Source organism: Winogradskyella poriferorum, from assembly GCF_036553625.1.
Taxonomy (GTDB): domain Bacteria; phylum Bacteroidota; class Bacteroidia; order Flavobacteriales; family Flavobacteriaceae; genus Winogradskyella; species Winogradskyella poriferorum.
This window is the reverse complement of sequence record NZ_JAZHOU010000002.1, coordinates 326,816-347,635: the sequence shown is the minus strand read 5'-3', so window position 1 is coordinate 347,635 and position 20,820 is coordinate 326,816. Positions and strand designations below refer to the sequence as shown.

The 20,820-nt window shown below is 32.7% G+C and carries 15 protein-coding genes and 1 tRNA gene; 10 read left to right on the top strand and 6 right to left on the bottom strand.

The window, feature by feature from the left end:
• Positions 1-21 precede the first annotated feature (21 nt).
• The 3 genes from V1468_RS07770 (at position 22) to V1468_RS07760 (ending at position 1,823) form a co-directional block, all read left to right on the top strand.
• Positions 22-216, top strand: coding sequence for a hypothetical protein (locus V1468_RS07770; RefSeq protein ID WP_331810009.1), 195 nt, complete (start codon positions 22-24; stop codon positions 214-216).
• Positions 217-464: 248 nt separating this feature from the next.
• A tRNA-Arg gene (locus V1468_RS07765) sits at positions 465-538 on the top strand.
• A 331-nt stretch (positions 539-869) separates the two neighbouring features.
• Positions 870-1,823 (top strand): hypothetical protein, encoded by a 954-nt coding sequence (locus tag V1468_RS07760; protein ID WP_331809673.1) that lies wholly within the window; start codon positions 870-872, stop codon positions 1,821-1,823.
• A gap of 195 nt (positions 1,824-2,018) precedes the next feature.
• On the opposite strand, the gene V1468_RS07755 is transcribed toward V1468_RS07760, so the two are convergent.
• Positions 2,019-4,064, bottom strand: a complete 2,046-nt coding sequence (locus tag V1468_RS07755) for an HD family phosphohydrolase (RefSeq protein WP_331809672.1) — start codon at positions 4,062-4,064, stop codon at positions 2,019-2,021.
• Between the two features lie 204 nt (positions 4,065-4,268).
• Between V1468_RS07755 and V1468_RS07750 the strand changes: the two genes are divergently transcribed.
• Both V1468_RS07750 and V1468_RS07745 read left to right on the top strand, forming a co-directional pair.
• A complete protein-coding gene (locus tag V1468_RS07750) occupies positions 4,269-5,447 on the top strand; it encodes an acetyl-CoA C-acyltransferase (RefSeq protein ID WP_331809671.1) in 1,179 nt (392 codons plus the stop codon).
• A gap of 9 nt (positions 5,448-5,456) precedes the next feature.
• Complete coding sequence (locus tag V1468_RS07745) at positions 5,457-6,206, top strand: C40 family peptidase (protein WP_331809670.1); 750 nt, start codon at positions 5,457-5,459, stop codon at positions 6,204-6,206.
• A 55-nt stretch (positions 6,207-6,261) separates the two neighbouring features.
• Here the strand turns inward: V1468_RS07745 and V1468_RS07740 are convergent, their stop codons facing one another.
• Together V1468_RS07740 and gyrA are read right to left on the bottom strand one after the other, a co-directional pair.
• Complete coding sequence (locus tag V1468_RS07740) at positions 6,262-7,548, bottom strand: tetratricopeptide repeat protein (RefSeq protein WP_331809669.1); 1,287 nt, start codon at positions 7,546-7,548, stop codon at positions 6,262-6,264.
• Between the two features lie 30 nt (positions 7,549-7,578).
• Entirely contained in the window at positions 7,579-10,116 is a 2,538-nt protein-coding gene (gyrA, locus tag V1468_RS07735) for a DNA gyrase subunit A (protein ID WP_331809668.1), read from the bottom strand.
• 261 nt (positions 10,117-10,377) lie between these two features.
• On the opposite strand from gyrA, the gene V1468_RS07730 reads away from it, so the two are divergent.
• Positions 10,378-12,930, top strand: a complete 2,553-nt coding sequence (locus V1468_RS07730; RefSeq protein ID WP_331809667.1) for an ATP-dependent Clp protease ATP-binding subunit — start codon at positions 10,378-10,380, stop codon at positions 12,928-12,930.
• A gap of 83 nt (positions 12,931-13,013) precedes the next feature.
• Positions 13,014-13,388: a hypothetical protein gene (locus V1468_RS07725; RefSeq protein ID WP_331809666.1), complete on the top strand. Its 375-nt coding sequence runs from the start codon at positions 13,014-13,016 to the stop codon at positions 13,386-13,388.
• Positions 13,389-13,411: 23 nt separating this feature from the next.
• Here the strand turns inward: V1468_RS07725 and hutH are convergent, their stop codons facing one another.
• Positions 13,412-14,947, bottom strand: coding sequence for a histidine ammonia-lyase (hutH, locus tag V1468_RS07720; RefSeq protein WP_331809665.1), 1,536 nt, complete (start codon positions 14,945-14,947; stop codon positions 13,412-13,414).
• A 126-nt stretch (positions 14,948-15,073) separates the two neighbouring features.
• Between hutH and V1468_RS07715 the strand changes: the two genes are divergently transcribed.
• Entirely contained in the window at positions 15,074-16,426 is a 1,353-nt protein-coding gene (locus V1468_RS07715) for a TlpA family protein disulfide reductase (protein WP_331809664.1), read from the top strand.
• Positions 16,427-16,457: 31 nt separating this feature from the next.
• Here the strand turns inward: V1468_RS07715 and V1468_RS07710 are convergent, their stop codons facing one another.
• A complete protein-coding gene (locus V1468_RS07710; RefSeq protein WP_331809663.1) occupies positions 16,458-18,014 on the bottom strand; it encodes an NAD(P)H-hydrate dehydratase in 1,557 nt (518 codons plus the stop codon).
• Positions 18,015-18,106: 92 nt separating this feature from the next.
• Here V1468_RS07710 and V1468_RS07705 point away from each other — a divergent pair, with 92 nt between their 5' ends.
• Both V1468_RS07705 and V1468_RS07700 read left to right on the top strand, forming a co-directional pair.
• Positions 18,107-18,619 carry a GNAT family N-acetyltransferase gene (locus V1468_RS07705; protein ID WP_331809662.1) on the top strand — a complete coding sequence of 171 codons (513 nt, stop codon included), beginning with the start codon at positions 18,107-18,109 and terminating at the stop codon, positions 18,617-18,619.
• A gap of 84 nt (positions 18,620-18,703) precedes the next feature.
• Positions 18,704-19,795 carry a T9SS type A sorting domain-containing protein gene (locus tag V1468_RS07700; RefSeq protein WP_331809661.1) on the top strand — a complete coding sequence of 364 codons (1,092 nt, stop codon included), beginning with the start codon at positions 18,704-18,706 and terminating at the stop codon, positions 19,793-19,795.
• Here the strand turns inward: V1468_RS07700 and holA are convergent, their stop codons facing one another.
• Entirely contained in the window at positions 19,796-20,803 is a 1,008-nt protein-coding gene (gene holA / locus V1468_RS07695) for a DNA polymerase III subunit delta (RefSeq protein WP_331809660.1), read from the bottom strand.
• Between the last annotated feature and the right edge of the window lie 17 nt (positions 20,804-20,820).

The following is a 20,820-nucleotide window of genomic DNA, read 5'->3' as shown; positions in this document are numbered from 1 at the left end:
ATAAAGCATAGATAAAGTATGATGACCCCAAAAAGAGCTTGCATATACCCAAAAGATATTCAGCGTATCACAGGACGTAGTGAACGTTATGGGCGTAAATTACTTCAGGACATCAGAAATTATTTAGATAAAGAACCTCATCAATTCGTGACTATCAAAGAGTTTTCAGAGTATTCTGGTATTGAAATGGAAGAGGTTATATTGTATATCAAATAGTTACAAATTACTTTCAATCCTCATAAAATTTGTGTAAATTTAGGTTGTATTGTAACAATAAGCGTATTATATTTGCAACCGCTTTACGAATAACAATCGCAAACAAAAAGTTCTTATTAATAGTTGAGTGATTCGGTGAGTGCTAAAAATCTCAACTTTTAAAGTCCTTATAAATAAAGGGTAATGCAGAACGGTTAGTCGTCCTGCCACCCCGACTTTTATTGAATTTCAGAGTTTATCTCTTGAATGGTCGCGTAGCTCAGCTGGATAGAGCATCTGCCTTCTAAGCAGACGGTCACAGGTTCGAATCCTGTCGCGATCACATAAAGCCATACTTGTAATAGTGTGGCTTTTTTGTTTTTTATTAAAATTCTCTATATAACTCGCTTTGTTTTATTAAGTATGAGATAAACTTAAAAAAATAATCTAGCGATGTATCTCACCTCAAAAATCTACAAATCAATAAGTTATTAACAAAACAACACTTAATCGAATTAATTTAAGAAAGTAAATAAGCATAAACATTAACTATTACGTAAAATCCGTAACCATGACGTGTTAATAAGTGAAATTTTAACAAAAAAAAAGAAGACCTAACTTTCGAACAACTTTTATTTTTATTGTATTCTTAAAAATTTTAAAATTTAATTATTATGAAAAAAGTTCCAAGCTTATTTATTTTATTAATTGTGACATTAGTTTTCTCTTGTTCAACAGATCAATCAGAAATAAATACCACAAATGACGAAAATCTTAGTATTCTATCTCTTAATGACATGAAAGAGTTCCAAAATTTATTAATAACATTTAATAATTACAATAGCATTAAACAATTTGAAGATTGGAGTGAAAAACAAGCCTACATCACAGCTTATTCTTCTGATAAGATTTCCCAGGAGGAACTTAACAACATACCTTTTACATTTCAATTTATTTTAAATGAAGACAAGAAATTTAGAATAGGAGAAAGAGAAATTGAATTCCGTAATGGGATTTTTTATGAAGTTTCTAATATTTCAAGTGATAATAAAAATGAGATAGTATTTGCAAAAACTGAAGTTATTAATGTTGATGATTCTCAAAATACAGACCCAAGCAAAACAACTTTAAATGCTAATGGTGGTGAGTATAAAGAATGGACAGAATTTGTAAGACAAACATATGCCTCTGGTTGTTCTGCACCTATTAATAAATCATTAAGATATAGATTAGTACACTATCTTGAAGTAATAAAAACAACTGGTCCAAGCTGGGGATTCTCTCAAACCGATGTATATTTTAAACTAAGAATGAGTCAAAAGAAAAGTTCTGGTTGGCATTATAATAATACTTCTACTGAAAGATTATATACCCTAAACCTAACTGGTAATACCACCCTAAAATATTATGATGGCAGTGGAGTTGCCCCAATGCAAAACTTTTCAATATATGATTCAAATTCCTGTTCTAACACACTGAAAGGAACAAAATCATATTGGATACGTTCATTTAGCCTTGTAACAGGTACAAATTTTTCACTATACAATTGGGATATTAATGTAAATGGTCTTGTTTTCCATAAAGTAAATGGTGACACCAATGAAATAAATACAACAATATCTTGGTAAAGATATTATTGAAACAATACAAATTATTATAAAAGAACAAAAAGAGCTAGTTAAACTAGCTCTTTTCTAATCAAAAAAAATTAATAAATTTCTACACCATACAAAATATTTTATATGCTATTTCTGCAAAACTTTTTTCATAATATAAGAGAGAGATAATAGTCTAAAAGAAGCTATTTTACCTCTAAAAACAACTCATTCTGGATATTCTATTCTTAGGTGGTATATATTGGCAAGTTTATGCTTAAGAACCTTTTTGATAGATTGAATTTCTTTAAAGGTTATATTAGCATTCAGAAATTGACCGCCCTCCATTTGCCTGTTAATGATATTCTCTACAAAATCATTAATCTTTGTTGTTGTTGGTTCTTTTAAACTTTTTGACGCGGCTTCAACGCTATCACACATCATTAAAATTGCAGTTTCTTTACTAAAAGGTTTTGGACCAGGATATGAGAAATCTTCAATATTAACATCTTCATTTTCAGCTTTCTCCTTCATATAGAAATAGTAAACTACACTAGTGCCATGATGTGTTCTTATAAAGTCAATTACACGATCAGGTAAATTATATTTTTTTGCTATTTCTATACCATTGAGAACATGATCTACAATTACTCTTGCACTTTCTCTATTAGAAAGTTCATTATGAGGATTTATACCATTACTTTGATTCTCGGTAAAATAAGTAGGATTCTTCATTTTACCTATATCATGATATAGAGCGCCTACCCTAACCAACATAGCATTTGCACCTATTTCATTTGCTGAAGCTTCAGCCAAATTAGCAACATTTAATGAGTGGTGAAACGTGCCTGGTGCTTTATTAGATAAATCTTTTAAAAGTTTTGTATTAGTATCTGATAATTCTAAAAGCGAAACATCAGAAACAAGCCCAAATATCTTTTCATAAATATAGATAAGAGGCTGTACAAAAAGTGTCGCCAAACCACAAAGAATAAATAAACCAAATGTATCCCATTTTAAGGTCGTTATCTGGCCTTCGTGAATTACGAAAAAGGCAAAGTACGCTATTATATAAATTAAGGTAATTTGTCCAACTGAAATAAAAAGGTTAGCACGTTTATAAAGCTCAGAAACCGTTAATATTGTTACTATTCCGGCAATGATTTGAAGAAACATATACTCATAACTGTTTGGTACTATAAAACCTAAAAGCAGCACTGTTAACACATGCGCAAACAATCCTAATCTGGCATCAAAAAACGCCTTTAAAACTAATGGTAGAATACACAAAGGAACGACATAAATATACTGTGAGTTATAGTTAATCACTAAGGTCGTAAGCAAAACCATTAATGCTATATTAAAGAATATAAAAGTAACTTTAGTGTTGTTTTGAAATACCTCTAACCTATATTTTTGTAAAAAGAGAAGCAACATCAAAAGCGCTAAAGCCACTAATAAAGTATAAGCCACTAAAACCCAATTATAATTAGCTGTGTTCCATACCTGAGACTCATATTCAGACTTTAAAGACTTTAAAATATTATACTCCTCATCCTCAACAACCTGACCTTTAGAAATAATCAACTGATCTTTATCTATACTACCTCTGGTATGCGAAATTTGTGATAGCTCTTCTTCAAGAGTTTTCTTTGTTAGAGTTTCATTTAACGTTACATTAGGCTTAACAATATCAAAAAACAGAGATATCATCTTATTTTTATTCTCAGCAGAGGTTGACTGCTTTAAGAAACTCTCTAATTTATTTCTTAATTGATTAATTTCAATGAGACTCCTATATTCTATACGTTTTTCAACTGTATTGTTAGACGCTACTAAAACGACCTGTTTATCGTTAGAGTAAGGGTAATCAGTATCTAAAATTCCATTTACATATAATGTTTCAACTATATCTGTACCCTGTTTAAACAAAGCATTCTTAGAAGTAACAGAATCATTAAAAACTTCGTTAAACTTAGTAATATAGTCTAGCTTTATGGTCTTAGGAATTTCTCGATCTATCTCAAAATAAACGGGAGCATTGTTTTCAATTTCTAATTGCTCTTCGTTAATTTCTTCTTGCGTTTTCTGAATTGCAAAATTAAAAGGAGCATAGAGGTTTTCTGACTGCCAAGGTTTTCCTTTTTCAAAAGAATATCTAAACTTGCCTGTTTTAGGAAACAAATAGACAATGAAAAGCGTCGTAACCAGAAACAATAGTATTTTATATACTAAAGCATGATTCTTATACCATTTGTTTAGAAGTTCTTTCATCTGTTGATTTTTATTCTACTTAAAGGTCAGATGGAATTCGCAAAATGATCGATACTATTATTATCAACATCACAACACTGCTCATTTCATATAAAATCAAATGTAACAAATATTAAAATTTTAACCTTCTATATTCGTTAATACATTCCGAAATATCTCAAAAAATCATTAATTTCGCAGGAACTAATTATAAACAAAATAATAATGATTAAGGACGTAGTAATCGTATCTGCCGTTAGAACACCAATAGGAAGTTTTTTGGGAAGTTTATCTAGTGTACCTGCCCCAAAGCTAGGTGCTGCTGCTATAAAAGGAGCTTTAGATAAAATAAACCTTAAACCAGAAATGGTAGACGAAGTATTAATGGGTAACGTAGTGCAAGCTGGTACAGGCCAAGCACCAGCAAGACAAGCCGCAATTTTTGCAGGAATCCCAAATACCGTTCCTTGTACAACAATAAATAAAGTTTGTTCTTCTGGCATGAAAGCTGTAATGCAAGCTGCTCAAGCCATTAGCCTTGGTGATGCAGATATTATGGTTGCTGGCGGTATGGAAAACATGAGTGCTATACCACATTACTACCACGCTCGAAGTGCTACTAAATTTGGTCCAGCTACTCTAGAAGATGGTATGCAAAAAGATGGTTTGGTAGATGCTTACGACAACAATGCCATGGGAGTTTGTGCAGATGCTTGTGCTGTAGAATATAACTTTACCAGAGAAGATCAAGATGCTTTTGCTGTACAATCTTATGAACGTTCCAAAGCAGCTTGGGATGCAGGTAAATTTGATAATGAAGTGATTTCTGTTGAAGTCCCTCAACGTCGCGGAGATGCTATTGTTGTTAATAAAGATGAAGAGTATACGAATGTAAAAATGGAAAAAATACCAGCTTTGCGTCCTGCCTTTACTAAAGACGGAACGGTAACAGCTGCAAATGCGTCTACTATTAATGATGGTGCAGCGGCATTAGTTTTAATGAGTAAAGATAAAGCTGAAGAGTTAGGCTTAACTCCTTTAGCAACTATAAAAAGCTATGCAGATGCTGCTCAAGAACCAGAATGGTTTACCACTGCACCTGCAAAAGCATTGCCTAAAGCTTTAGCCAAAGCTAATGTAGAATTAAGTGATGTAGATTTCTTTGAGTTTAATGAGGCTTTTTCAGTAGTTGGTTTAGCTAACATGAAAATATTAGGATTATCTGACGATAAAGTTAACGTAAATGGTGGTGCCGTTTCTTTAGGTCACCCTCTTGGTTGTTCTGGTGCCAGAATATTAGTAACATTATTAAACGTCTTACAACAAAATAATGCAAAAATTGGTGCAGCTGCTATTTGCAATGGTGGTGGTGGTGCTTCTGCAATGGTTTTAGAACGCCCTTAAATTTCATATATGCAATACGGAGTTTGCAATCTAGGGATTGTACCAATACGGTTAGAACCTACTGACACTAGTGAAATGGTGACTCAGGCATTGTATGGTGACTTTTTTAAAGTGCTAGAACAGCGCAAAAAATGGAGTCGCATTCGTTTTGCATACGATAAATATGAAGGCTGGATAGACAATAAACAATATCTTGAGATTGAAGAAGAACAGTATGGTATATTATCTGAATCTGGTATTGTATTATCAAAAGATTTAATTCAGTTTGTTTCTGATGATGCTAATAGCATTTATCCCATTCCACTAGGCTCCGACCTAAATTGCTTAACCCTTTTAAACCAAAAGTTTGAAGGCAATAAGATTACTGAAAAGAGTGATAAATCTAATATTATAGATACTTCATTTTTATACCTTAACACTCCGTATTTATGGGGAGGAAAATCTCCTTTTGGTATAGACTGCTCTGGTTTTACACAAATGGTATACAAGTTGAACGGATATCATTTATTACGTGACGCATCTCAGCAAGCCACGCAAGGTGTTGCTTTAAGTTTTATTGAAGAAAGCGAACCAGGTGACTTAGCTTTTTTTGATAACGCAGAAGGCGATATTGTACACGTTGGAATTATAATGAAGGATAATTATATTATACATGCACACGGAAAAGTAAGGATAGATCGTCTGGACCATAGTGGCATTTATAATATAGATAAGAACACGCACACACACAGACTAAGAGTCATCAAAAAGATTATTTAATAAAAAAAAGCGGCTTAAAATTTTAAGTCGCTTTTTTTTATTCCTACTAGTAATATTAATTACCAGATTCAATTTCTTTTGCTTTATCCTTGTATGTATTATATTTCTCAGTTTCACCTAAAGCACTATAAATATTAGCTAACTGGTTATAAACACCAGCTTCTTTTAAATTTGGATTATTTTGTACAAACTTTTCCAATATTTCAGCACCAGCTTTAAATAACTCATCTTTTTGAGCCTTTAATTCGTCATAACGCTTATAGTCTGCAGAAGAATCACCCAATTGATTCATCTCCTCATACAAAGCATTACCTTTATCTACTTCAATAAATGATAAATTCATTGCTGCATTAACATAATCTGGCTTAATATTTAGCGCTTGCTGAAAAGCAGATTTTGCAACATCATACTGATTAGCTTCCATTGCAGTAACACCAACATTAAAATTTAAGTTAGCATTATTCGGATCTTCTTTTAATGCTTTTTTAAATAATTCTAGTGCTTTTTCATTATTACCAACCTTAGTAAGCACAACAGCCTCTGTAAGAAGTAATTCTTTATCATCAGGAAATTCTTTTCTTGCATCACTAGTATAAGCAAGAGCCTTATCATTCTCACCCTGAGCAACATAAATAGAGGCTATATTTTTTACAATAATAGCACGTTTTGATTCTTCTTTTCTATCTACTGGTTTGATATGAGTTTTTAATGTTTTTACTGAAAAATCTCTAGAATCTTTATCAATAAACGGTTCTTCCTTACCAGTTTCTTTATTCGTAGCCAAATAGCTCATTTTAATCCCAGTATAACCTAACTCTTTTAACTTAAGAAAATGTTTCAAAGAAGTTTCATAATCATTGTTTTGAGCTGAAAGCAAAGCTGCGTTATATAAAAACGACGTGTCCTTTGGTGAAATTTTATAGATATTCTCATAAGCTTTTGAAGCTACTGCAAGATTTTTGCTTTCAAATGCCTTATTTGCTTTAGTTAAGAAAGAATTATAAATTTCAGTTTTAATTTCATTCGCATCTTCTGTATAACGTAACTTGCCTATTGAAGATTCATGATTTTTTAATTCTTCTAAAGTTGTAATTGTTTTATCTAAATCACTATCTGATGCTGCACCGTTTGCATAAAGCGCCTGAGCTTTTAGGAATAAAAACTTAGCTTTCATCTTATCATCCATATTACTCATCATACCTTCAGCAGCAGCAGCAGCAGATTTAGCATCAGCGAAATTCGATTTTTTTAGTGCTTTTTCTAAAGCCTTTACCTCATCTTTTTGTGCAAAAGACATAGCTGTAACCGTAAAAACCAGCACCAATGTCATTAATTTTTTCATTTTTAATAAAATAGTTTATGTTGTTAATTTTTAGTTTTCAGTTTCATTATTATCAATAGCCGTGCCATCTTCATTTGCTGTTTGCTCATCAGCGTTTTCAGCATCTAGCTCATCAACATTTTCATCCTCGTCATCTTTCATTACTTTGGCAACAGCAGCAATAGAATCGTTTCCTTTTAGGTTGATAAGCTTTACACCTTGCGTTGCTCTACCCATCACTCTTAAATCTGCAACTTCCATACGAATCGCAATACCAGACTTATTAATAATCATTAAATCGTCCTCGTCAGAAACATTTTTAATTGCTACTAAGTTACCTGTTTTGTCAGTGATAGAAATAGTTTTCACACCTTTTCCACCTCTATTAGTAATTCTGTAATCATCTAAGCTAGAACGTTTTCCGTATCCGTTTTCAGACACTACTAAGATATTACTTTCAAAATCATTAACAGCAACCATTCCTATTACCTCATCGTTATCATTTGCTAAAGTTATTCCTCTAACACCCGAAGCATTACGACCCATTGGTCTTGTTTTTGCCTCTTCAAAACGAATGGCTTTACCAGATCTAAGCGCCAACATTACTTGGCTCTCACCTGTTGTAAGTTTAGCTTCTAATAATTCGTCACCATCCTTAATTGTAATTGCATTAATACCATTAGTACGTGGTCTAGAATATTGTTCTAATGATGTTTTCTTAACCTGACCTTTTTTCGTAGCCATTATGACATAATGACTGTTTATGTAATCTTCATCCTTAAGATCTTGTGTACAGATAAATGCCATTACCTTATCATCTTGTTCTATATTAATAAGGTTTTGAATAGCTCTACCTTTTGAAGTCTTAGAACCTTCCGGAATTTCATAAACTCGCATCCAGAAACATTTTCCTTTTTGAGTAAAGAACAACATATACTGGTGATTTGTACCAACAAATAGATGCTCTAAGAAATCTTCATTTCGAGTTGTTGACGCTTTTTGGCCAACTCCACCTCTATTTTGAGTTTTATATTCTGTTAAAGAGGTACGTTTAATATAACCAGCGTGAGAAATAGTAATCACTACTTTTTCATCTGGAATCATATCTTCAATACTTAAGTCTCCACCAGCATATTCAATTACAGAACGACGCTCATCACCATATTTATCACGGATAACCTCAAGCTCTTCCTTAATGATATCCATACGACGTTCTTTTTTTTCTAAAATATCTTTAAGGTCTTCAATGGTTTTCATTAACTCTTCATACTCTGCTCTTAACTTGTCTTGTTCTAGACCTGTTAACTGACGTAATCGCATTTCTACGATAGCCTTAGCTTGTATTTCAGTAAGTTTAAAGCGTTCTATTAATTTTTCTCTAGCTTCTTCTGCATTTGCAGATGCTCTGATTAAAGCAATTACTTCATCAATATTATCTGAAGCGATGATTAATCCTTCTAAAATGTGAGCACGCTCTTCAGCCTTACGTAATTCGTATTGTGTACGTCTTACTACTACTTCATGTCTATGCTCTACGAAATAGTGAATTAAATCTTTTAAATTTAAAAGTTGTGGACGTCCTTTTACTAAGGCAATATTATTTACACTAAAAGAAGATTGTAAAGCTGTGTACTTATATAATTTATTAAGTACAATGTTAGGAATGGCGTCGCGCTTTAAAACGTACACAATACGCATCCCTTTTCTATCGGACTCATCTCTTATAGTAGAGATACCCTCAAGCTTTTTATCGTTAACCAAGTCAGCAGTCTTTTTAATCATATCTGCCTTGTTAACTTGGTAAGGAATTTCATTTACAATGATACACTCACGTCCATTTACTTCTTCAATATTTGCTTTACCACGCATTACGATTCTACCACGACCAGTATGAAATGCTTCTTTAACACCATCGTAACCATAGATTGTTCCACCTGTAGGGAAATCTGGTGCTTTAATGTGTTGCATTAACTCGTCGACCTCAATATCATTATTATCAATGTAAGCTATAGTTCCGTTTACAACTTCTGTAAGGTTGTGAGGTGGCATATTGGTTGCCATACCAACAGCTATACCAGAAGCACCATTTACCAATAAACCAGGAATACGTGTAGGTAAAACTGTTGGTTCTTCTAAGGTATCATCAAAATTAAGTTTATGGTCTACAGTTTCTTTATCAATGTCTGCTAACATTTCTTCAGAAATTTTCTGCATTCTTGCCTCTGTATAACGCATTGCAGCAGGACTATCTCCATCCACAGAACCAAAGTTTCCTTGACCATCTACTAACATATATCGTAAACTCCATTCCTGAGCCATACGTACCATAGTGTCATAAACCGAAGTATCTCCGTGAGGGTGGTACTTACCTAAAACCTCACCTACAATTCTTGCTGATTTTTTGTGTGCTGAATTAGCTCTAACACCAAGTTCGTGCATACCATAAAGTACACGTCTATGAACTGGTTTTAAGCCATCTCTTACATCTGGTAACGCACGTGACACAATGACCGACATTGAATAATCAATGTAGGCTGATTTCATTTCATCTTCAATGTTAATCGGAATGAGTTTTTCTCCTTCTGCCATATATAAAATTTATTAGATTTTTCTAGGTTTTCAAAACGTGCTAATATAAGCATTTCAGTAGTGTTTGAAGTGATTTTACAAGCTAATTTTGAGAGTTTTTATTAACAATTTTTAATATCTTTTTAGTTAATAACTAACACTAAATTTGCTTTGATTTAAAATGCTTTTTTAGTCTATTCGTTAAACCATTTTATTTAAGGTATGGTTTTTGCCTTGTAGATAATATGTTTTTACTATTTTTAATGCAGAAAGGAGTTTACTATGGATGATAATTTTTCCCCAAGAGTTAAGGATGTTATAGCATTTAGCAAAGAAGAAGCTTTACGCTTAGGCCATGATTTTATAGGTACAGAGCATTTAATGCTTGGTTTATTAAGAGATGGCAACGGAAAAGCTATAGATATATTAAGCGCATTAGACGTTGACTTAAATCACTTGAGACGCAAAGTAGAGATTTTAAGTCCGGCTAATCCTAATATTATATCAACATCTAACGAAAAGAAAAACTTGCACTTAACAAGGCAAGCCGAACGTGCTTTAAAAACAACATTTTTAGAAGCTAAATTGTTTCAAAGCACCTCAATAAATACAGCACATTTATTATTGTGTATATTAAGAAATGAAAATGATCCAACGACTAAGTTATTAAACAAACTTAAAGTTGATTATGATAATGTAAAAGACGAATTTAAATCTATGATTACAAGCGAAGATGATTACCTAGATGAACCAAAAGCCGAATCATATTCTGATGATGAAATAAATGAAGAGGATGATGCGAAGCAAAATCCTTTCGGTGGAGGTCAGTCTGGAAAAACAAATAAAAAATCTAAAACACCTGTTTTAGACAACTTTGGTAGAGATCTAACTGTTCTTGCCGAAGAAGGAAAATTAGACCCTGTAGTGGGTAGAGAAAAAGAAATACAACGTGTTTCTCAAATATTAAGTAGACGTAAAAAGAATAATCCACTTTTAATTGGTGAACCAGGTGTAGGTAAATCTGCTATTGCAGAAGGTTTAGCATTGCGTATTGTAAAACGTAAAGTGTCTAGAACATTATTCAATAAGCGTGTTGTTACTTTAGATTTGGCAAGCTTAGTTGCTGGCACAAAATACAGAGGTCAGTTCGAGGAACGTATGAAAGCTGTAATGAACGAGCTAGAAAAAAATGACGATATTATTCTTTTTATAGATGAAATTCATACCATTGTTGGTGCTGGCGGAGCAACAGGAAGTTTAGATGCTTCTAACATGTTTAAACCTGCATTAGCAAGAGGCGAAATTCAATGTATTGGAGCAACAACATTAGATGAGTACAGACAATATATTGAAAAAGATGGTGCTTTAGAGCGTCGTTTCCAAAAGGTTATTGTTGAACCTACTTCTGTTGAGGAAACGATAGAGATATTGAATAACATAAAAGCTAAATACGAAGAACACCACAACGTTGATTATACCGACGAAGCTATTGAAGCGTGTGTGAAGTTAACTAACCGTTACATGACAGAACGTTTCTTACCAGACAAAGCTATCGATGCTTTAGATGAAGCTGGATCTCGCGTGCATATCACAAATATTGATGTTCCTAAGCAAATCATAGAATTAGAGAAACAACTTGAAGAGGTTAAGGAAACTAAGAACAGTGTTGTTAAAAAACAAAAGTATGAGGAAGCAGCAAAACTTAGAGATGATGAAAAACGTCTTGAAAAAGAATTAGCTACAGCGCAAGAAAAATGGGAAGAAGAAACTAAACAACATAGAGAAATTGTTACAGAAGATAATGTTGCTGATGTTATTTCTATGATGACTGGTATTCCTGTAAACAAAATAGCGCAAACAGAACTCAACAAATTAGCAAAATTACCAGACCTTATTAAAGGCAGAGTTATAGGACAAGATAATGCTGTCGCAAAGGTTGTAAAGGCTATTCAACGTAATAGAGCTGGTCTTAAAGATCCTAATAAGCCTATTGGTTCGTTTATCTTTTTAGGACAAACAGGTGTTGGTAAAACACAATTAGCTAAGGTCTTAGCTAATGAGTTGTTTGATAGCACTGACGCACTTGTGCGTATAGATATGAGCGAGTACATGGAAAAATTCGCTGTATCAAGACTTATTGGTGCGCCTCCAGGATATGTAGGTTATGAAGAAGGTGGACAACTTACTGAAAAGATTAGACGTAAGCCTTATGCCGTAGTACTTTTAGATGAGATTGAAAAAGCGCATCCAGATGTATTTAACATGCTTTTACAAGTACTAGATGACGGTTATTTAACTGATAGTCTTGGAAGAAAAATCGATTTTAGAAATACTATAATCATTATGACTTCTAATATTGGTGCTCGTAAACTTAAAGATTTTGGTACTGGTGTAGGTTTTGGAACCTCTGCAAAAGAATCTCAAGAGACTGAATATGCAAAAGGTGTTATAGAAAATGCCCTTAAAAAAGCATTTGCTCCTGAGTTTTTAAATAGAATTGATGATGTTATTGTATTCAATGCTTTAGAGAAAGAAGATATTAATAAAATCATTGATATTGAACTTGTAAAACTAGTAAAACGCATCAAGGATTTAGGCTACAACCTTATTCTTACAGATGAAGCTAAAGATTACATTGCAGATAAAGGTTTTGATAAACAATATGGCGCAAGACCTCTAAACAGAGCGATCCAGAAATACGTAGAAGACGCACTTGCCGAAGAGATAATTAACTCTAAGATACAGGAAGGTGATACAATTACTATGGATTTAGATGCTAAAAAAGAGGAATTAAAAATTAAGGTAAAAAGCTCTAGCGAGCCTACTGAATCCTAAATAGATTAGAAAAATAAAATAAAAAAAACTCCTTTTTTAAAGGAGTTTTTTTTATTTTGAATTCCCCTAAAACCATTAATAGCATGCTAGAAACAGTTTTAAGACTAAAGTTTTGCACACTAACATTTTATGATAATTATGTAATTGCAGTTATTAACGAAGGTGAACATATAGACCATGAAATCAATCAAAAGTTGATAAATATTATGGATGAACATTATGAAAGGCCTTACGTCTACATAACTCACAGAATAAACTCTTACTCTGTAGATCCTAATATTTACCCAAAAACCACTACAGCCAAAAATCTTGCTGGTTTTGCTGTGGTTTCAGATGATTATATTTCAAAAAATAATGCCAAAATTGAGCGTTTATTTTTTGGAAAACCCTTTGAAATTTTTACAGAATTAGATGATGCTATAACTTGGGCTAAAAAACTTATAGAAAAAGGTTCTTAGCATATCTTTTTTTTTAAATACCATTAGTGTTTCTCTACACCATAGTTGTTTAAAAAGAGCTCCTCTACTTCGATATCAACATCTTTTAAAAACTGAATAGAAGTCTCTATATCATCATGCAATACTTGATCTTCTTTTATAAATGGCACAATCTTTCTGTAGTGCTCTAAGAAAGATTCTAATAATGGAGACGTTTTCATAGGTCTTCTAAACTCTAATGCCTGAGAAGCATTCATCAATTCTATAGCAATAACACGCTCAACATTTCTAACAAGATTATAAGCCTGTGTTGCAGCATTGGCTCCCATACTTACATGATCTTCTTGCCCATTACTAGACACAATACTATCTATACTTGCTGGTGATGCTAATTGCTTATTAGCACTTACAATACTTGCCGCTGTATACTGCGGTATCATAAAGCCTGAATTTAATCCAGGATTATCTACCAAAAATGATGGTAAGCCTCTTAATCCAGATACTAATTGAAAAATTCTTCGTTCAGAAATATTTCCTATTTCGGCCATAGCTATTTTTAAATAATCTAGGGCTAAAGCCAAAGGTTGTCCATGGAAATTTCCTCCTGAAATAATTAAATCCTCTTCAGAAAAAATATTTGGGTTATCTGTTACAGAATTGATTTCTGTTAAAATTACTTTCTCTACAAAATCTAAAGTATCTTTTGTAGCACCATGAACTTGAGGTATACATCTAAATGAATATGGATCTTGCACATGCTCTTTTTCTCGGGTAATTAATTCGCTACCTTCTAAAAGTTCGTTAAAACGTTTTGCTACTTTACGCTGGCCTGGATGTGGTCTTACATCATGTACTAAATCATGAAACGGATCTAATCTACCATCAAACGCATCTAAAGATATTGCAGAAATAATATCGGCCAAATAAGACGTCTTATGAGACATTAATAATAAGTACACACCATAAGCACTCATAAACTGAGTCCCATTTAATAGAGCTAAACCTTCTTTAGCTTCTAATTTTATCGGTTCCCAATTGAATTTTTCTAACAATTCTGAAGCTTCATAATTTTCACCATTATGCACAACACTTCCTTTTCCTAACAACGGCAAAGCTAAGTGCGCTAATGGTGCTAAATCACCCGAAGCACCTAATGAGCCTTGTGTATATACAAACGGAAAAATATCATTATTAAAAAATTCTATTAATCGCTCTACTGTTTTTAGTTGTACTCCACTATGACCATAACTTAAGGATTGTATTTTTAATAACAACATTACCTTAACTACAGATTCTGGTACTCGGTCACCAGTGCCACATGCATGAGACATTACCAAATTCTCCTGTAATTTAGTTAAGTCTTTTTCTGAAATCTTAACGTTATATAACGAGCCAAAGCCAGTATTAATACCATACATTGGCTTTTTGTTATTGGTTAATTTGTTATCGAGATAAGCTTTACATTTTTCTATATTTTGAATTGCCGACTCTGAAAGTTTAAGTTTCTTATTATCCTTAAAAATATTGTAAATGGTTACAATGTCTAACGCGTCTGATGATATAATGTGATAGCTATCCATAGTTGAAATTTGTAAGCTTCAAAATTGAGAATATTTTTTGGTTTTACAAGAAATTGTTAATAATTCCTACTTTCTTGAAAATGAAATATTCAATGCTTATTTTTGATAACAATCAAATTCAAAAGTATGAAAAGACTACTAGCATTAAGTATCGTCACAACCTTGTTTGCTTGCAAAGAGGAACCTAAAATAGACTATGTTTTATTTTCTGGTAAAATTGAAAACCCAACTGTAAAATCGGTTTCAGTTTTCCAAGGAAGAGAAAAAATCAAAGAAATTCAACTTGAACAAGATGGTACGTTTTCTGACACATTAACTGTAGAAAACGGATACTACAATCTAGATCATGGTAGAGAAGTAGCTTACATGTATTTAGAAAAAGGTGATAGTATTAACGTTTCGTTAGACACTAAAGAGTTTGATGAAACCATTAAATACTCAGGTATTGGTTCTAGTAAAAACAATTTCTTAGCCGAAAAAGTTTTAATTGAAGAGAAAGCAGATATAGACATCTCTAAAGTTTATGCTATGGAAGAGCCTGAGTTTATAGCAGTAATGGAAGATTTAAAAAATAGTAAAGTTAAATCATTAGAAAGTAAAGAGAATCTTTCATCCGAGTTTAAAACCACAGAGAAGAAGAACATTGATTATGATTACCTTATAAATCTTTTAAACTATCCTAGTTATCATAAACATTTTGCCAAAAAAGCTGAATTTAAAGCTTCTGATGATTTCATGACACGTTTTAGTACTATTGATTATAACAATGAAAAAGATTATGAAGCTTTAGATAGCTACAAAAGGTTAGTACAAATCCATTACGCTAATCAATTAAGAGATAGTGACAATCCATCATTAATTTTTGAGGAAGTTAGTAAAACTAGTATAGATGCTTTAAAAGAGGATTTATCTAAAAGCCTACGTTACGATATTTCACCAAGTAATGAACATCTTAAAGCATACTACAATGGTATAATAAATTTATCTACTGATGAGAAGTACAAACAAGAAATATCTACCAAATACTCTAAAGTTTCTAAACTTGCTAAAGGAATGCCTTCTCCATCATTTGTAGAATATGAAAATCACAAAGGAGGCACAACTTCTCTTGAAGACTTAAGAGGAAAGTATGTCTATGTAGACGTTTGGGCAACTTGGTGCGGTCCATGCATAAGAGAAATACCCGCTTTAAAAGAAGTTGAAAAGCAATTTCATGGTAAGAATATAGCTTTTGTAAGTACTTCTATTGATAAAGCTTCTGCGCACAATACTTGGGTAGAAATGGTAAAAAATAAAGAATTAGGTGGTATTCAATTAATGGCTGATAACGATTGGAATTCTCAATTTGTAAAGGATTATGCCATTGAAGGTATACCAAGATTTATTTTAATTGATCCTGATGGAAATATAGTTAGTGCTGATGCGCCTAGACCATCAAATCCAAAACTTGTAGAACTATTTAAAGAACTAAATATTTAACTAAAAAAAGCCTTCATTATGAAGGCTTTTTTTATTGTGCATTTTGTTCTTGTTGCTGCTGCTCTTGTTCCGGTTGTTTAAATAAATCTATGTAAGCTTCGCCTATAGTTTCAATAATATGGCTCGCTATTAAACTCTGATAACCATAATCTTCTAAAGAAATATCGGCAGATTTTCCGTGTAAATACACACCAAAAATAGTTGCTGCTAATGGTTCATAATCTTGAGCGATTAAACCTGTTATAATTCCTGTTAAGACATCACCTGTACCTGCAGTTGCCATTCCTGGATTTCCTGTTGTGTTTATATAAAGCTTGTCACCAAAAACTGTTATAGTGTTTGCACCTTTTAGAACGACGATAACCTTATATGTTTTTGAAAAGTCTTTTACTTTTTTAAGCTTGTCAAAATCATCCGTCCACTCACCTACTAATCGTTCTAGTTCTTTTGGGTGTGGTGTTAAAACTGTTTGTTCTGGTAATAACTTTAATAACGCTTTCTTTTTAGATAAGATGTTTAAACCATCTGCATCTATAACTAATTTAGTTTTATTAGTATTCAAAAACAACTCTAAAGCTTTACTTGTTTTATCAGCCGTTCCTAATCCTACACCAATACCAACGACACTAGGTTCTATATCAAAAGAAATATCAGTGATTCGTTCTTCATCTTTATCAGTAATTACCATTGCCTCCGGAAAAGATGCTTGCATACTATGATAACCACATTTTGGAATATACGCTGTAACCAAACCTGCTCCAGAACTTAATGCTGCTCTACTCGCTAAATTAACAGCACCTATTTTCCCATAACTTCCACCAACTATTAAGGCATGACCAAAATCTCCTTTGTGCGAAAATTTTTCTCTTGGTTTGTATAATGGTAAAACTTCATATTTTGAAATTAATTCAACTTCAGTTTCTGTTTGCATCAAATAATCACGATCTATACCTATATCTAAGGCTTCCCATTGTACTGTAAATTTTGAAGTTTCTGGTAAGAAGAATATCAATTTTGGTGACTGAAAACTTAAGGTGTAGTTAGCGTGTACTACAGCGTTTTCATCTTCTATTGGTTTGTCTGTATATAACCCTGAAGGTATATCTATAGACAAGGTAAATGCTTTAGACCCTCTCCATTTTTGAAACAATTCTTGCACCCAATCATTAGGTTGACGATTAAGACCTATACCAAAAACAGCATCAACTATAATATCTTTTTCATCAATAACCACATCTGAAAAATCACTAGAGCAACTAAGCATTTTTGGCCAATCCTTAGTTACTGACTTAATTCTATCGTAATTAATTAAAAAATCCTTAGAGCGTTTATCACTGCAGTTTACAATATAAGTCACCACATTATAACCATGAGTTAATAAATGTCTTGCTAATACCAATCCGTCACCACCATTATTACCAATACCACAAAAGACATGAATTGGTACTTGTGCACCTTGCATACGCATATGAATCCAATTAAAAATCTGGGTTCCTGCACGTTCCATTAAATCGGTTGAGGAGATATTTTGGCGTTCAGTAGTGAGTTTATCTCCTTCGTATATTTGTTCTTTTGAGAATAATTTCATGTATAAATTCTGTATATTGAAAAACTTTTTTGGGAAGTAAAAATAAGGTTTTCCGAGCCAATAAATAATAATGTATTTAGATTAATTGAATAATGAAAGATTCATTCAAAACCCATCGTCTTCGCATTAGACCAATAACAACAGAGGACGCACCATTCATTTTAGAATTAATGAATACACCTAAATGGATTCAATTTATTGGTGACAGAAATGTAAGAACTGTTGAAGCTGCAGAAGCTTATATTACTGAAAAAGCGTTACCTCAAATAGCTACTCATGGCTATGGTAATAACGTTATTATTAGAAAATCTAATAACATAAAACTTGGTACTTGCGGAGTTTACCATAGAGAAGGTATAGAAATACCAGATATTGGCTTTGCGTTTTTGCCATCGAACGAAGGAAAAGGTTATGCGTTTGAAGCTACTTCAAAACTTGTAGAAATAATGAAAGAGAATTATGGTCTGGCTGAACTAAGTGCCTATACTTTAGAAGAAAATCTATCCTCAAGAAAACTACTAGAGCGTTTAGGTTTTGAACTAAAAGGTATCGGAACATTGCCTACATCTGATGAAGAATTGTTGCATTATCATAGAAAACTATAGTTTTAACCCAAATAAAGGTGAATTAAATGTTTTTTTGCCTGTGATACCTTTTGTTGCGTACATTTAAGCTTTAATCAGAATTTTATGAGACTTATTCTCTGTTTTAATCTATTTTTGGTTTTATCATTTTTAGGTATTAACGCGCAACAGTTTACGTTAGAAATTTCATTAGATGCAACCGTTAATGAAACCTCAGGATTATTGTATCTAAACAATACATTAATTACGCATAACGACAGTGCAAATACCAATCAACTTTTTGATATTGATACTACAACAGGAAATGTAACTCGTACAGTTACCATTACTAACGCTACCAATATCGATTGGGAAGATCTTACACAAGATGGAACATATATTTACGTTGGAGATTTTGGTAATTACCAAGGAGATAGAACCGATTTAAAGGTTTACAGAATTGCTATTTCTGATTATTTGAATAATACTTCCGTTACTGCAGATGTCATTAACTTTAGCTATGCAGACCAAACAGATTTTACAACAAGCCCATTTGCTACCAATTTTGACGCAGAGAGCTTAATACATTACAATAATAGCCTTTATGTATTTACCAGAAATTGGCTAGATAGCAATACCAATATTTATGAATTACCAAAAACACCTGGCTCACATAGCATTTCTATGGTTGATAGTATTACAGCAGGAGGTTTGGTGTCTGGTGTCACATTCAACACATTGAGTAATGCAATTATTATCACAGGATTTGATGGTAATGGTGCATTTTTAATTGAATTAAGCGGATTTAATTCTGGATTATTTTCTAACGGAACAGTTACAAAAACGTCTATCGCTGTACCAGAAAATTATTCGTTTCAGATTGAAGGTATATGTCCTATAAACGCCAACGAGTATTATATAACAGCTGAAGAAAATGGAGCACTTCAACCAGCTTTATATAGTTTCAATACCTCTACCCTTTCTTTAAATGAAACTGAATTAACATCGATTTCATTTTACCCAAATCCAGCTAAAACCCAAATTACGTTGAGCGAAGAAAATCTTCAAACTAAAATCTATAATGTAACTGGTCAACTTGTAAAAACATCAAGCGCAAAACATATTAATGTTTCAGATTTAACTTCTGGAATATATCTTATAATTATTGAAGATGTCGCTAGAAAAATCACAATAAGAAAACGTTTGTTTATAGAATAATTAACCCATTATCCTTACCAATAACTCTCTTAGCAAGTCTCCTTGAGGCACCGCATTTGCTCCTACTCCTTTGCTTTTTACATCAAATTCTCTAAGTAAAGTTACAACAGCGCTTACTTTCTTCATTGGGTAGTTACGAGCAGCTGTAAGGTATTCATTCACAAAATAAGGATTAACCCTTAATGCAGAAGCCACACTTCTTGGGTTTTTGTCAGTCATACCATGCAGATGCAACAACTGCGAGAAGAAATTAAACAGCAAAGCTACAGTAACAACCATAGGATTATCCTTAGGGTTATCAGCAAAATACTTCGCAATTTGGTGTGCTTTTACAATATTACGCTCACCAATCGCTTTGCGTAACTCAAAATTATTGAAGTCTTTACTTATTCCGATATTTTCCTCAATATGCTCTGGTGTAATCTGTGTACCTTTTGGTAAAACAATTTTTAGTTTATCGAGCTCATTATTTACCTTATTTAAATCAGTTCCTAAAAACTCTACCAACATTTGTGCAGCTTTAGGCGAAATATCATAACCTTGCCCTTTTAGTACACGTCTTATCCAATCTGGCACTTGATTATCGTAGAGTTTTTTACTTTCAAAAACTACACTACCGTTTTTGTTTATGGCCTTGTATAATGCTTTGCGCTTATCAATTTTTTTATACTTGTAATTAACGACTAAAACCGTTGTTGGCTGCGGATTTTCGGCATACGATGCCAGTTTTTCTATAGTACGACTAAGGTCTTGCGCTTCCTTAACAATAACCACTTGGCGCTCTGCCATCATAGGATAGCGCTTGGCATTACTTACAATATCATCAATTGTTACATCTCTTCCGTAAAGCACCATCTGGTTAAACCCTTTCTCAGCTTCATCTAAAAGATTATCTTCAATAAAATCTGAAATCTTATCAATGTAATAGGCCTCCTCTCCCATAAGAAAATAGATAGGCTTAATTTGTCCTTTCTTAATATCTGCTACTAATGCTTTTACTTCGTCCAATCTCTTAAATCGTTTGC